Raw genomic sequence first — 14,013 nt, forward strand, 5'->3', positions numbered from 1 at the left:
GAACCCCGACCTATGTTCTTCGCCCAATCTTCCCGCTTTGCCCGCATCACCAGCCCGCTCGGGCCGGACGTTTTGCTGCTGCGCTCGATGCACGGCAGCGACGAGCTGGGGCGCCTGTTCGAGTACGAGCTGCAGCTGGTGTCCCACGATGCCAACCTCGATCTCAACCAGTTGCTCGGCAAACCGCTGTCGCTCTCGGTGCAGCAGCATGGCGGTGGCGAACGCTATTTCCATGGCATCGTCGCCGCCTGCGGACAGACCGTCGACCGTGGCCAGTTCGCGGCTTATCGGGTCACCCTGCGGCCCTGGCTGTGGCTGCTCAGCCGTACCTCCGACTGCCGCATCTTCCAGCACATGAGCGTGCCGCAGATCATCAAGCAGGTGTTCCGCGACCTGGGTTTCTCCGATTTCGAAGACGCACTCAGTCGCCCCTATCGCGAGTGGGAGTACTGCGTGCAGTACCGCGAAACCAGCTTCGATTTCGTCAGCCGGCTGATGGAGAAGGAGGGCATCTACTACTACTTCCGCCACGAGGCCGATCGCCATGTGCTGGTGCTCGCCGACGCCTACGGCGCCCATGTGCCGGCCCCCGGTTACGCCAGCGTGCCCTACTACCCGCCTGATGGGCAGCACCGCGAGCGCGACCACATCAACGACTGGCAGCTGGCCCAGCACGTGCAACCGGGCTCGATGGAGCTCAACGACTACGACTTCCAGCGCCCCAGCGCGCGCATCGATGTGCGCTCGGTCATGCCGCGTCCGCACAGCGCCGGCGACTATCCGCTGTACGACTATCCCGGTACCTACGTGCAGAGCAGCGATGGCGAGCAGTACGCGCGCAATCGCATCGAGGCCCTGCAGAGCCTGCACGAGCGCGTCGAGGTCGGCGGCAGCGTGCGCGGCATCGCCTCGGGCAACCTGTTCAGCCTCACCGGCTTCGGCCGCGCCGATCAGAACCGTGAGTACCTGGTGGTGTGTGCGCGCTATCACGTCGCGCAGGAATCCCTGGAGAGCGGCAGTGGCGGCGGTGGCCAGTTCGAGTGCCAGCTCACCTGCACCGACGCCCAGCAGACCTTTCGTCCGCTGTGCGGCACGCCCAAGCCCATGGTGCAGGGGCCGCAGACCGCGGTGGTGGTCGGCCCCGCCGGCGAGGAGATCTGGACCGACCAGTACGGCCGGGTCAAGGTGCACTTCCACTGGGATCGTCACGACCAGTCCAACGAAAACAGCTCCTGCTGGATTCGCGTCTCGCAGTCCTGGGCCGGCAAGAACTGGGGCCATATCCAGATTCCGCGCATCGGCCAGGAAGTCATCGTCAGCTTCCTCGAAGGCGACCCCGACCAGCCAATCATCACCGGCCGCGTCTACAACGCCGAACAGACCGTGCCCTACGACCTGCCTGCCAATGCCACCCAGAGCGGCATCAAGAGCCGCTCCAGCAAGGGCGGCACGCCGGCCAACTTCAACGAAATCCGCATGGAGGACAAGAAGGGCGCCGAGCAGCTGTACATCCACGCCGAGCGCAACCAGGACATCGTCGTCGAGGTGGATGAAACCCACTCGGTGGGCAACAACCGGGTCAAGAGCATCGGCATGAACGAGACCGTGACCATCGGCAACAACCGCCTGCGCGCGGTGAAGCTCGACGACGTGCTGGTGGTGGGTTCGACCAAGACCGACAGCATCAGCCAGAGCTACCTCATCGAGGTCGGGCAGAACCTGCGCCTGGTCTGCGGCAAGAGCATTCTCGAACTCAACGCCAGCGGCCAGATCAACCTCAGCGGCGTGGCGATCAACTTCCATGCCAGTGGTGACGCCGAATTCAACACCGGCGGCGTCCTCAATCTGAACATCGGCGGCGGCCCTGGCGCCACGCCTGATGGTCAGGGTGAGCAGGGCAGCATCGATGCGGCCGTCAAATCCCTGTTCGGGCAAGAGAAAGGAAACTCCTGATGAGCTACACCACCCAAGAACTGAGCCTGCAATTGCCCACCGAAGAGGTTCAGGACGGCACCATCAATATCCTGCGTTTCCCTGCCCTGGGCACCTCGCTGGTGATCACCCGCGGCAACCTGGGTGCGGACGAAACCCTGCGCAGCCACTTCGAGGAGCAACTCGGCAAGCTGGCCAAGCAGCTCAAGGAAATGAAGACCGGCCCGATCAACGACACCCGCGTAGGGCCGGCTGGAGACATCGAGGCCGTGGAACTGCGCAACCAGTTCATCAAGGGCACCGAACAGGTGTACCAATTCCAGCTCGGCGTCAAACCGACCGAGGGCCGCATCATGTCGCTGAGCTACGTAAAGCCGCAGCCGATGGGCGAGGCCGAGGCCAACCACTGGGAAAGCATCAAACGCTCGCTGGTACTCAACGGAGCGGGATAAGCGTCGATGTCCGACCTGTTCTGGGCCGCCCGGCTCGGTGATGATCTTGAACACAGCTCGGTCTTCGCTGACGTTCTCAGCGGGGTGCTGGAGGTGGCCGCCTATGCCGCTGCCGGCGCTGCGTTGGTCGCTGCCACCGGCCTGACCGTGGCCACCGGCGGTATTGCCGGTTGCGTGCTGGGCTTTGCCGCCAGCGTCGTGGTCGGCGTTGGCATGAACCTCACCGGTCTGGACAAGGCCGTCACCAGCGTCTGCGACGGCCTGGCCAACGCCATCTTCCCGCCCAGCCCGCAAGCCAAGATCACCAGTGGCGCCAGCAAGACCCACACCAATGGCCTGCCGTCGGCCCGCGCGGCCGGCAAGCTGGGGGCGGTGGCGCCGCCCTCCGGCACTGAGCTGGAACAGTCGGCGGAGCCCGGCTATCTGGACATGGCCACGAGCTTTTTCAGTGAGCTGTGGAACCCCACTCTCGAGAATCCAGCGCCAGGCGCCATCCCCTGCCCGCTGGACACCATCCTCTGTGAGAAACACCCGCCCATGCCGTTGCAACTGCTGGCCGAAGGCTCCAGCAAGGTCAGCATCGAAGGGCAACCGGCGGTACGCAGTGGTGACCGCGCCACTTGCGAAGCCAAGGTGGTGGCAGCTGGCAACATCTCTTCCAACGTACGCATCGGTGGCGAATCCGTGGTGGTGCGGCCGATTCGCAGCGGCAAGACGCCGGGCATCGGCCTGGCCCTGAGCGTGCTGATGGCGCTACGCGGCAACCCGCGCAAGCTGCTGAGTAACCTGCCATGCCTGGCCATGGGCATGGTCAACGGCTTTGTTGTCGACCAGGTAGCTGGCGCGGTGACCCGGTCCATCACCGGTGCGCCCAACCCGGTGCATGCCGCGACCGGCGCCAAGGTACTCAACGGTCTCGATGACCTCGACTGCGTGCTGCCAGCCTTGCTGCCCGTCGAATGGCAGCGTTTCTACTGCAACCGCGACGAACGCCAGGACGGTCTGTTCGGGCCGGGCTGGAGCGTGGCGTACGAAGTGTCGGTCACGCTGACCACCGATGCTGCCGGCGCGCGCAGCTTCATCTACACCGATGAGCAAGGCCGGCGCATCGACCTTGGCTGGCTGGAGCCCGGCGACGCCGCCTATGGCCCGGGCGAAGGCCTCAACCTGCGTCGTGATGCCCGCAGCGGTGCGTTGCTGATCGAGAACGACAATGGCCTATACCGGCTCTTCGAGGCGGCCCCCGATAATCCCCGGCTGCTGCGCCTGAGCAAACTGGGTGACCGCAACGACAATCGCCTGCTGCTCGAATACGACGCCCAGGGTCGGTTGGCGGCCATCAGTGACCGTGACGCCGCGCTGCGTGTGGACTTGTGCTACGACACCGTGCACCCCGCGCGTCTAGCGCGGCTGGAGCGTTGCCATGCCGATGGGCGGCGGCAGCTTCTTGCGGCCTATGGCTATACCGAGCAAGGGTGGCTGCGTGAGGTGGTGGATGCCAATGGTCAAGCCAAACGCCGCTTCGCCTATGACGACAGGGCCCGCCTGACCGCGCACCAGACTCCCACAGGTCTTGGCTGCTTCTATCATTGGGGCGAATTCAGCGAGGCGGGTACGGTTCAGTCTAGAGTCGTGCGTCACTGGACCAGCGAAGGTGAAGAGTACCTCTTCGACTACGACATCGAAGCCGGTATCACGCGCATCCGCGACGGGCTCGGGCGTACTCGTGAGCATTGTTGGAACCGGCAACATCAGGTCACCCGTTTCACCGATCCACTGGGCCAGAGTTGGACCTTCGACTGGAACGACGAGCGCCAGCTGATTGCTGCCACATCCCCGCAGGGCGCGCGCTGGCAATACGACTATGACGAGTCCGGCAACCTCTGCGGCTCCACCGACCCGCTGGGCCGGCGTGATTGCATCGAATTTCTGGGTCACTGGGCCTTGCCGGTCTGTGAAACTGATGCCGCCGGCAACGCCTGGCAGTACCGCTACGACGCACGGGGTAATTGTCAGGAAGAGATCGACCCGCTTGGGCATACCACCCGCTACCGTTATGACGGCAGTGGTCTTCCGGTGGAAATCATCGACGCTTCCGGCAACCGCCAGACCCTGCGCTGGAACGCGCTCGGCCAGCTCATCGAGCAGGTCGACTGTTCCGGCTATCCCACCCGCTTCGCCTATGACGAGTGCGGCAATCTGGTACAGGTCACCGATGCCCTAGGCGAGATCACCCGGTATCAGCACGACGCCCAGGGCCGCCTGCTGCAGAGGCAACTGCCGGATGGCCGCAGCGAACAGTTCATCCGCGATCCGGGTGGGCAGGTTCAGGCGTATCAGGACCCGGCCGGAAAGGGGCTGCGTTATCGCTATGACCGCAGAGGCCGGGTGACCGCCGTTCTGGGGCCACAGGGTAGCCAGATCACCTATACCTACGACAGCTATGGCAGGTTGCAGAGTCTTACCAACGAGAACGGCGAGCCCTACCGTTTCACGTGGGACGACAATGACCGGCTGAGCATTCGCCATGGACTCGACGGCACGGCCCGCCACTATCGCTACAACGCAGACGGTTACCTTAGCGCCGTGGCCTACACGCCCGCTCCGATTGCCGCTGGGGACGCAGCGCCCATCGTCCACGATTTGCAGCGTGATGCGGTCGGCAGGCTGATGTGCAAAACCACTGGCGACGGGAAGACGCGATTCCAGTACGACACCCTCGACAACCCGACCGAGGTGAGTTTCACCGACGATGCCGATAACGTTCAGGTGCTCAACTTCGCCTACGATCAGCTCGGCAGGCTGGCACAGGAAAGCGGCGCAAGCGGTACGCTGCAACACCGCTACGATGCGCTGGACAACCTGACAGAAACCCTACTGCCGGACGGTCGGCGCATCAGGCGCCTGTACTACGGCAGCGGTCATCTGCAGATGCTCAATCTCGATGATCACGAAGTCAGCCATTTCGAACGCGACCGGCTGCACCGCGAGGTGCTTCGAAGCCAAGGTCGCCTCACCACCCGCAGCAGTTATGACCGTGCCGGACGCCTGAGCGGGCGCCGCCGCCATGGTACGGGGCAGCCGGTGCAACTGCCGTCCCAGGCAGAGCAGCGTTATGACTATGACCCCAGCGATAATCTGATCGGCCGTCTGGACTATGACTCCCAGGCGGAGCGTCATCAGCGGCACGGCCTGCACTACGATGCCCGTGGCCGCATCATTTCCAGACAGGATCTGCTCAGCGGGCATCTGGAAACCTTTGCCTACGATGGCGCAGCCAACCTTCTGTCAGGCGCGCGGCAGGATGCATCCCCGGTTCGCCATGACCAGCTTCTGGTCTATCAGGACAAGCGTTACCGCTATGACGCCTTTGGCCGGGTGATAGAAAAGCGCAGTGCCGCGCGGCAGCTGCAACGCCTGTTCTACGACCATGAAAATCGCCTGGTAGAAGTGCGCAATGCCGATGGCAGCCGGGTACACATGCAGTACGACCCTCTCGGCCGGCGCACGCAGAAGCAACACTTTCATGCTCAGGGCCACCTGCTCAGTGAAAGCCGTTTCATCTGGGATGGCCTGCACCTGCTGGGCGAGCAAAGCAATGGCCGGCACAGCCTGTACCTGTACGACGGTAGCAGCCACGAGCCTCTGGCCAGGATTGACGGGATAGGCCCGCACGCACAGCTGCAGTACTACCACAACGACCCCAACGGCCTGCCCCAGCAATTGACCAACGAGCATGGCCGCTGCACCTGGCAAGCCAGCTACCAGGTCTGGGGCAACACCTTGAGTGAGCAACGCCAGGACGCTCACTTCATGGAGCAGAACCTGCGTTTTCAAGGCCAGTACCTTGATCGGGAAACAGGTCTGCACTACAGCACGTTTCGCTTTTACGATCCGGATATTGGTCGCTTCCTCAGTCCCGATCCGATCGGCTTGGCCGGGGGGACCAACCAGTACCAGTACGCGCCCAACCCTGTCGGATGGGCCGACCCGCTGGGGCTGACGTGCCAGAAGTCGAACCTGCATCAACGTGGCCACAAGCCGGGCCCCGGCGAGCGCAGCCTGACCCGCCAGCAATACAAGAGAATGGTGTCGCAGACTCGCCAACAGGGCGGTGCATTGCATGCGCAGTTACAATCGCGCCTGCAACACTCGGACTATGTCTACCGCGCAACGAACTACAGGACGCTGAAGTACTACCGTGATGCGGGGCGCATCAACCGTGATGCTTACATGACCTTCGATAATCCGGGCCTGGACCCGAAGGTCAGCATGGACAAGAGCCAGGTATTCGATCACTGGGGGCAGCACGAAGTGTTGCTGAAGATACCTGCTTCACAGGTCATCGACGCCCGCGTCCCGAGGCCATTGGGAGATTCTCACCGGGTTGGCTGGGAGCCTGTAACCGAGGCCTATCCGGCGGCGGGTTCAGGTGGCAACAGCCAATTCCTCGCACAGACCTCAACCTGGGACGAATCCTGGATCATCCCCATGAATGGAGCATCGCCAAGTGGACCCTGATCAACTCAGCCAGCTCTTGCAGGGCCGCCGCGCCGGGCGTATCACCGAGGAGGCATTGACCTCCTGGGTAGATGCTCACGCCGATGCAGCTAGCAGCCGGCTCAAACGAACCACCTACCTGAAGTTGCGCCGTGGTGACCCACAGCCGGCGTTCCTCGAATGCTTGGCGGCCTGCCATAGCTGCACAAAGGTCTACCAGGCCGGTGAGTTCCGTGACTACCACGACTTCGAGCAGTGCGACGGCCGCCTGCGTAGCGCGTCGGGTGTCTTTACACCCGTGCCGGCGCCCGCCTGGTACGCGGCCCCGGCCAACATCCTGGGCGGCGAAGTGCTCTATCAATGCCAGCAGTGTGAGGCCGTCTGGAGGCTCATCCTGCCCGAACGAGCACAGCGAGGTAGCTGGTGTCGGGTCGGTTAGCCATTGCCCGGCAGCAATCTCGATTTGCCCCTGATTGGTGATGGCGATATTTCCCTACAAAACCGTAGTTACTTCACAAACCACACCTGCTCATAACTGGCCGATTAATGGATGCTGAGTTCCCGTTCTTCTTGCTGGATCTCATCGCCAGGATACGTCCACGGCACCCAAAGGAAGGAAACGCCCGATGAGCTACACCGTTCAAGAATCGAGCAGCGATCTCGAGGCCCCGCTCGCCAAGCTGGCGAAACAGATCAAGCACAGCCTCAGCCTCAACGGATGACCTGCGATGTCTGATGCGCTCTGGGCCGCCCGGCTCGGCGACGATCTGCTGCACACCACACTGCTTGCCGACATCGTCGGCGGCGTGCTGGAAGTGGCCGCCTATGCCGCCATCACCGCCGTGGCCTGTGCCGCGGTGGTCGCCGCCACCGGTTTGACCGTCCTCACTGGCGGCCTCGGTGGCTTTGCCCTCGCCGCAGTAGTGGGTATCGCCGTGGGGGTCGGCATGAACAAAACCGGCTGGGACAAGGGGCTCACGACCCTCTGCGAAGGCCTGGGCAACGCCATCTCCCCGCCCAATGTCCAGGCCAAGATCCTCACCGGCGCCAACAAGACCAAAACCAACGGCCTGCCTTCGGCGCGCGCCGCTGGCAAGTTGGGCAGCGCCGCAGCGCCGTCCGGTACCGAGCTGGAGCAGGCACCGCCCGCCGAGGAGCCTGAGCCCGGCTTCCTCGACATGGCCAAGAGCTTCTTCAGCGAGATGTGGCGCCCGACGGTTGCTCAGCCCGCACCGGGCGTCATTCCCTGCCCGCTGGATGCCATCGAGTGCAAGAAGCACCCGCCGATGCCCGTGCAACTGCTCGCCGAAGGCTCGATCAAGGTCAGCATCGAAGGCCAGCCGGCGGTGCGCAGTGGTGATCGCAGCACCTGCGAGGCCACGGTGGTGGAAAGCGGCAACATCTCGCCGAACGTGCGCATCGGCGGCGACGCCGTGGTGGTGCAGCCGATCCGCAGTGGCAAGACGCCCGGTATCGGCCTGGCCCTCGCCGTGCTCATGGCACTGCGCGGCAACCCGCGCAAGCTGTGCAGCAAGCTGCCCTGCCTGGCCGCCGGTTTCGCCGGCAACATGGCCATGGGTGGCGCCACTGCCTATGCCACCAATTCCATCGCCAACGCCCTCGGTTCGGCCAGCAGCGGTGCGCCCAACCCGGTGCACGCCAGCACCGGAGCCAAGGTGCTCGGCGAAGATGATGATCTCGACTTCGTCCTGCCGGGGCTGATGCCCATCGAGTGGCAGCGCTTCTACAGCAGCTGCGACGAGCGCCGTGACGGTCTGCTGGGTGCCGGCTGGAGCCTGCCTTTCGAGATCGCCGTGCAGGTACGCGCCCACCCGGAGGGTGGCGAGGCGCTGACCTATATCGACGAGCAGGGCCGCCCCATCGAGGTCGGCAGCCTTCCACCGGGCGATGCCTGCTACAGCCCGGGTGAAGGCCTGAACTTCCGCCGCGATGAAAGCGGCGCGCTGCTGGTGGAAAGCGTCGATGGCCTCTATCGCCTGTTCGAGCCGTTGCCCGAGTCACCTGACCGTCTGCGCCTGAGCAAGCTCGGCGACCGCAACGACAACCGCCTGCTGCTCGAATACGACGCCACTGGCCGGCTGCGTGCCGTGCGCGATGGCCACAACCAGCTGTGCATCGAACTGATTGCCGATGTCCTGCACCCGCAGCGCCTGGGCCGGGTCGAGCGCCTGTTCGCCGATGAGCGGCGCGAGGTACTGGTCGCCTACGCCTATGACGCCCAGGGCGATCTCAGCGAAGTCCGCGACGACAAGGGCCAGCTGCTGCGCCGCTTCGTCTATGACGGCGGCCGCCGTCTGATCGAACACCAGCGTCCCACAGGCCTGCGCTGCTTCTATGAGTGGGGTGAGTTTCAGGGTGCCGATGGCCGAGAATCGCGGGTGACACGGCACTGGACCGACGACGGCGACGAGTACCAGCTGCATTACGATCTGGATGCGGGGATCACCCGGGTCACCGACGGCCTTGGTCGGGTCAGCGAACGCCACTGGAACAGCCAGTACCAGATCACCCGCTATCGAGATGCCCTCGGCCAGCTCTGGCTGTTCGAATGGAACGACGAACGCCAGCTGCTCGCCGCCGTCGCACCGGACGGCGCGCGTTGGCAATTCGCCTATGACGAGTCCGGCAACCTCTGCGAAACCCTCGACCCGCTGGGGCGCCGTGACTTCACTCAATGGCTCGGCCACTGGTCGCTGCCCGAAGCGGAGACGGACGCCGCCGGCAATGCCTGGCAGTACCGCTACGACAAGCGCGGCAACTGCATCGCCGAGATCGACCCGCTGGGCCATATCACCCGCTACCGCTATGACACCAGTGGCCTGCCGGTGGAGATCATCGACGCCAGCGGCAAGCGCAAGACCCTACGCTGGAACGCCCTCGGCCAGCTTACCGAGCAGGTCGACTGCTCCGGCTACCCGACGCGCTTCGCCTACGACGAGCGCGGCAACTTGGTGCAGATCACCGATGCCCTCGGCGAGATCACCCGCTACCACTACGATAGCCAGGGTCGCCTGCTGCAGACGCAGCTGGCCGATGGCCGCAGCGAAAAGTATCAACGCGACGCCATCGGCCAGCTCAGCGCCTACCTCGATCCTGCCGGCAAGCCTGTACGCTACCGTTACGACCGTCGTGGCCAGGTGCGCCAGCGCATCGATGCCCTGGGGCGCAGCGTCGGCTTCGAATACGACGCCTATGGCCGCCTGCTCGCCCTGAGCAACGAGAACGACGAGCGCTACCGCTTCACCTGGGATGTTCTTGATCGTCTCACCGCCCAGCACGACCTTGATGACAGTGCCCGGCATTACCGCTATGACCCGCAGGGTAATCTCATCGGCCTGGCCTACACCCCGGCGCCGCATGGCACCGGCCTGGGCAGTGTCCCGGAGACGCCACCAGCGCCGATCATCCACCGCTTCGAGCGCGATGCCGTTGGCCGGATGATCGCCAAGCACACCGATGACGGTCGCACCGAATACGCCTACGACCCACTCGACCGCCTGCTCAGCATCGACCTCACCGCCGTCGACGGCCAGGTGCAGTCGCTGGCCTTCGCCTACGACGCCCTCGGCCAGCTGCTCAGCGAGCAGAGCGCTGCTGGCGCCCTGCAGCATGCCTACGACGAGCTCGGCAATCTGCTGGAAACGCAACTGCCTGACCAGCGCCGTATCCGCCGTCTGTACTACGGCAGCGGCCATCTGCAACTGCTCAGCCTGGATGATCAACTGGTCAGCCGCTTCGAGCGCGACCGCCTGCACCGTGAGGTGCTGCGTACTCAGGGGCAACTGGCCACCCGCAGCCAGTACGACCGCACAGGCCGCCTCACCGCACGCCTGCGTCGCCGCCTGGAGCAACCCGTGCAGCTGCCGGCCGAGGCCGAGCGGCGCTACGCCTACGACCCCAGCGACAACCTGATCGGCCGCCTCGACCGCGACCCGGCCAGCCAGCGCGAACAGAAGCAACAACTGCACTACGATGCCAGCGGGCGCATCATCGCCAGCCAGGACCTGATTCGCGGCAACCTGGAAACCTACAGCTACGACGCCGCTGCCAACCTGCTGCAGCCGGTCGGCGGCGATGCCGCCAGCAGCGGCTGGGTGCGCCACAACAAACTGCTCACCTACCAGGACAAGCGCTACCGCTACGACGCCTTCGGCCGCCTGGTGGAAAAGCGCAGCGGCCGTCACCAGGTGCAGCGCCTGAGCTACGACGCCGAACACCGCGTGCGGGAAGTCACCAACAACGACGGCAGCCGCGTGGTGATGCACTACGATCCGCTCGGCCGGCGTATCGGCAAAAGCCACTACGATGCCCGCGGCGCCTTGCTCGGCCAAACCGACTTCACCTGGGATGGCCTGCGCCTGCTCAGCGAGACCCGCAACGGCCGGCACAGCCTCTACCTCTACGACGAGGGCAGCTACGACCCGCTGGCGCGCGTCGACGGCCAGGGCGAACACGCCCGCCTGCGCTACTACCACACCGATCCGAACGGGTTACCGCAGCAACTAACCGAAGACGACGGCCGCTGCATCTGGCAGGCCCGTTATCAGGTGTGGGGCAACACCCTGGCCGAACAGCAGGAAAGCTTCTTCGTCGAAGAGCAGAACCTGCGCTTCCAGGGCCAGTACCTGGACCGCGAAACCGGGCTGCACTACAACACCTTCAGGTTCTACGATCCGGATATCGGACGCTTTATCAGCCCGGACCCGATTGGGTTGGCGGGTGGGATCAACCTGTTCCAGTATGCGCCGGAGCCGTATGGGTGGGTGGATCCGTGGGGGTGGAGTCCCAGCTCGACACTTGACCGTGCATTAGGCGGTGTTGTCGGCGACAACATGCAGGCTCATCATTTAATTCCGGTTGCTGTTTGGAAAAAGCATGAAAGCTTTTTAACTAGGATAGGTCTCGGAAGCTCGCGTGATACAGCACCAAATGGCCTATTAATGCCAGATAGCGGTGCGCAAGCAAAAACGTCTAAAGCGACTGTTTATCATCGTGGCTCCCATGCAAATTATAATGCCTTGGTAGATAGGAAAATTGAGCGAATTCACCGAGACTATAAAGCAGGAGTAATTGATAAGGCGGCAGCAAAGCAGCGGGTCGAAGGCCAAATGAAATCTCTTCGGCGCAACATAAGGTCAGGAAAAATATCCACCCAGAAAGGAGGTCGGCTTTGTTAGAGCAAAATTCGAAATTTTATACACTACAATTCAAAGAAGAAAATGGTTATCCGATTTTTCTCGACGGCGTCATCCACGAGAGTTTCGTGCCAAAGATTTATGACAAAGGCATGGTTTACGACTGGTACGACACAGACTATGGTGAAACCACAGATGACCTGCCCCCAAAATTAGTATGGATTACGAAGAACAAAAACCTCAAATTTGACATCGCTCGTGGTTTTATGGGTTTTGTTGTTAGTTCTCGCTTCATTGAAATCTTCGAGCGCTGGCGTGTCCGCGACTGGGAAATTTCTGAGCTTGAGGTTGTAAATCCCAAGGGAGAAATAGTCGCAAGCAATTATTTCTACCTACGCCAGAAGTCAGAATACCTACTGAAAGATGTAGCAGACATGGAGAAATCAAAATATCGAAAAGGTAAATGGGGGCCTGAATACACAAGCTTAATAATAAACAAAGCAATAGACCTAGATTTCTTTCTTTCCTCAGAAGGCATTCTGTCAGGGCACCCAATATTATCAGCCAGAGCAATCTCTGACTTGTTAAAACTCAACAGCAAAGGCTTCGAAGTAGTGCCGACCGAGCAAATTGAGTCCGTACTTGACTACTAGTGACAAAAAATAGGTCGGCAAGCGACCGAAAAAGCAGAAAAGGGGACATTTATAAACTATAAGAGGATATGACATTGAAAGCTTATGCAAGTCCAAATGAAGTTGGCCCAGATGATGATACAGCTAGGGTGCCGCTTAACTACGCTGTGCTGAAAAACGATCTAGTTGCAACTCAGAAACTACTTGCTGAGGGTGCATATCCTGACGGGCTCGATGAAACTTCATTTACTCCTCTTATGTATGCCACCCGTGAAGGTCATGGCGGAATAGTTAGGCTTCTGTTAGAGGCAGGTGCCGATCCTTGCCGGCTAGGGTATGTGCAAAGAGTCTATCCTCTTGATTTTGCTCAATGGCGAGTCAATGACTCAAAAACCTTAGAACTGCTCAAGGGTGTCAATGCCCCTAGCGTATCAATGGAGTTCGATACCTCTTCTTTAAGAGGCGCAGAGATGATCGCGTTCGTCAGTCGCGAGTATGCAGGTATTTACCCTGTCGATTTCAAACGTGACGTTAACGGTGAACAATTCTCCTTCTGGCTTGGCCAGACACGCCTTGAAAAAAATGACTGGGACAATCCTCTGTTTCTGTTCTCTGCCGGGCTTTACACATATGGCACGCCTATTGATATAGGGCTGATCCTTCCGCCAGAGTGGGCTGTCTTACAAGAATATAGAAATCCACGCAGCCTTCTTTCGTTTCCGCTAGACCTTCTACAAGCACTTGCTAGCCGGGTCCAGCAGGGCGTTGGAATAAATCACGGAGATATAATCAATCCATCTGAAGATGATCTAAAGGATTTGGGTTGGCCAGCTACAGTTCGCTATTTGGTCGCTGTCGACCAGAGCTGGGGGCGTAACAAAGATGACCATGATGATACTGATGTCATCCTATTAACTCTTGCTCCTGTAACAAACAAAGGTTTCAAGCCTACCCATAAAGGAGGCTTGGATATGGCAGATAAGCTGCGCTCTGCACGTTGGAAAAAAATGGCGATTCCATTTTACAGGTAACGATAGAGGAACGGCGCAGTACAGGATCAATGGAGCCCCATAAACTTCGGTTTGTCCCTGAGCAATCCCAGTTACTGGTCTGCGCCTGCTCAGCGAAACCCGCAACGGCCGGCACAGCCTCTACCTCTACGACGAGGGCAGCTACGACCCGCTGGCGCGCGTCGACGGCTAGGGCGAACACGCCCGCCTACGCTATCAGGGGAATAGGGGACAGACCACGATTAATTTATCCGTAAATCGTGGTCTGTCTCCTATTGTTTCTCTTCCATAACAAGTTAATTGCAGATCTATAGCAGGTGACTAGCAAAAG

7 protein-coding genes are annotated in these 14,013 nt (G+C 61.4%); all 7 read left to right on the top strand.

The annotated features are described in order from the left end of the window. Positions 1–12 precede the first annotated feature (12 nt). Positions 13–1,953 (top strand): type VI secretion system Vgr family protein, encoded by a 1,941-nt coding sequence (locus tag BLR77_RS09940; protein WP_074677248.1) that lies wholly within the window; start codon positions 13–15, stop codon positions 1,951–1,953. Then, entirely contained in the window at positions 1,953–2,384 is a 432-nt protein-coding gene (locus tag BLR77_RS09945) for a DcrB-related protein (protein WP_074677250.1), read from the top strand. The genes BLR77_RS09940 and BLR77_RS09945 overlap by 1 nt, the downstream gene beginning before the upstream one ends. 6 nt (positions 2,385–2,390) lie before the next feature. Then, complete coding sequence (locus BLR77_RS09950; protein ID WP_074677252.1) at positions 2,391–6,905, top strand: RHS repeat-associated core domain-containing protein; 4,515 nt, start codon at positions 2,391–2,393, stop codon at positions 6,903–6,905. Then, positions 6,895–7,323, top strand: a complete 429-nt coding sequence (locus BLR77_RS09955) for a hypothetical protein (protein WP_074677254.1) — start codon at positions 6,895–6,897, stop codon at positions 7,321–7,323. Before BLR77_RS09950 ends, BLR77_RS09955 begins: the two co-directional genes overlap by 11 nt. Before the next feature lie 289 nt (positions 7,324–7,612). Next, positions 7,613–12,082 carry an RHS repeat-associated core domain-containing protein gene (locus tag BLR77_RS09960; protein WP_074677256.1) on the top strand — a complete coding sequence of 1,490 codons (4,470 nt, stop codon included), beginning with the start codon at positions 7,613–7,615 and terminating at the stop codon, positions 12,080–12,082. Next, positions 12,076–12,693, top strand: a complete 618-nt coding sequence (locus BLR77_RS09965) for an Imm43 family immunity protein (protein ID WP_074677258.1) — start codon at positions 12,076–12,078, stop codon at positions 12,691–12,693. The genes BLR77_RS09960 and BLR77_RS09965 overlap by 7 nt, the downstream gene beginning before the upstream one ends. A 74-nt stretch (positions 12,694–12,767) precedes the next feature. Further along, on the top strand, positions 12,768–13,703 hold the full coding sequence (locus BLR77_RS09970; protein WP_162275011.1) for an ankyrin repeat domain-containing protein: 936 nt from the start codon (positions 12,768–12,770) through the stop codon (positions 13,701–13,703). The last annotated feature ends 310 nt before the right edge of the window (positions 13,704–14,013 follow it).

This window comes from Ectopseudomonas alcaliphila (genome assembly GCF_900101755.1).
Classification (GTDB): Bacteria; Pseudomonadota; Gammaproteobacteria; order Pseudomonadales; family Pseudomonadaceae; genus Aquipseudomonas; species Aquipseudomonas alcaliphila.

What these genes read in the sequence shown, in the direction of transcription:
- BLR77_RS09960 (WP_074677256.1), top strand. Translation starts at nt 7,613, where the DNA reads ATGTCTGATGCGCTCTGGGCCGCCCGGCTCGGCGACGATCTGCTGCAC.
- BLR77_RS09950 (WP_074677252.1), top strand. Translation starts at nt 2,391, where the DNA reads ATGTCCGACCTGTTCTGGGCCGCCCGGCTCGGTGATGATCTTGAACAC.
- BLR77_RS09945 (WP_074677250.1), top strand. Translation starts at nt 1,953, where the DNA reads ATGAGCTACACCACCCAAGAACTGAGCCTGCAATTGCCCACCGAAGAG.
- BLR77_RS09940 (WP_074677248.1), top strand. Translation starts at nt 13, where the DNA reads ATGTTCTTCGCCCAATCTTCCCGCTTTGCCCGCATCACCAGCCCGCTC.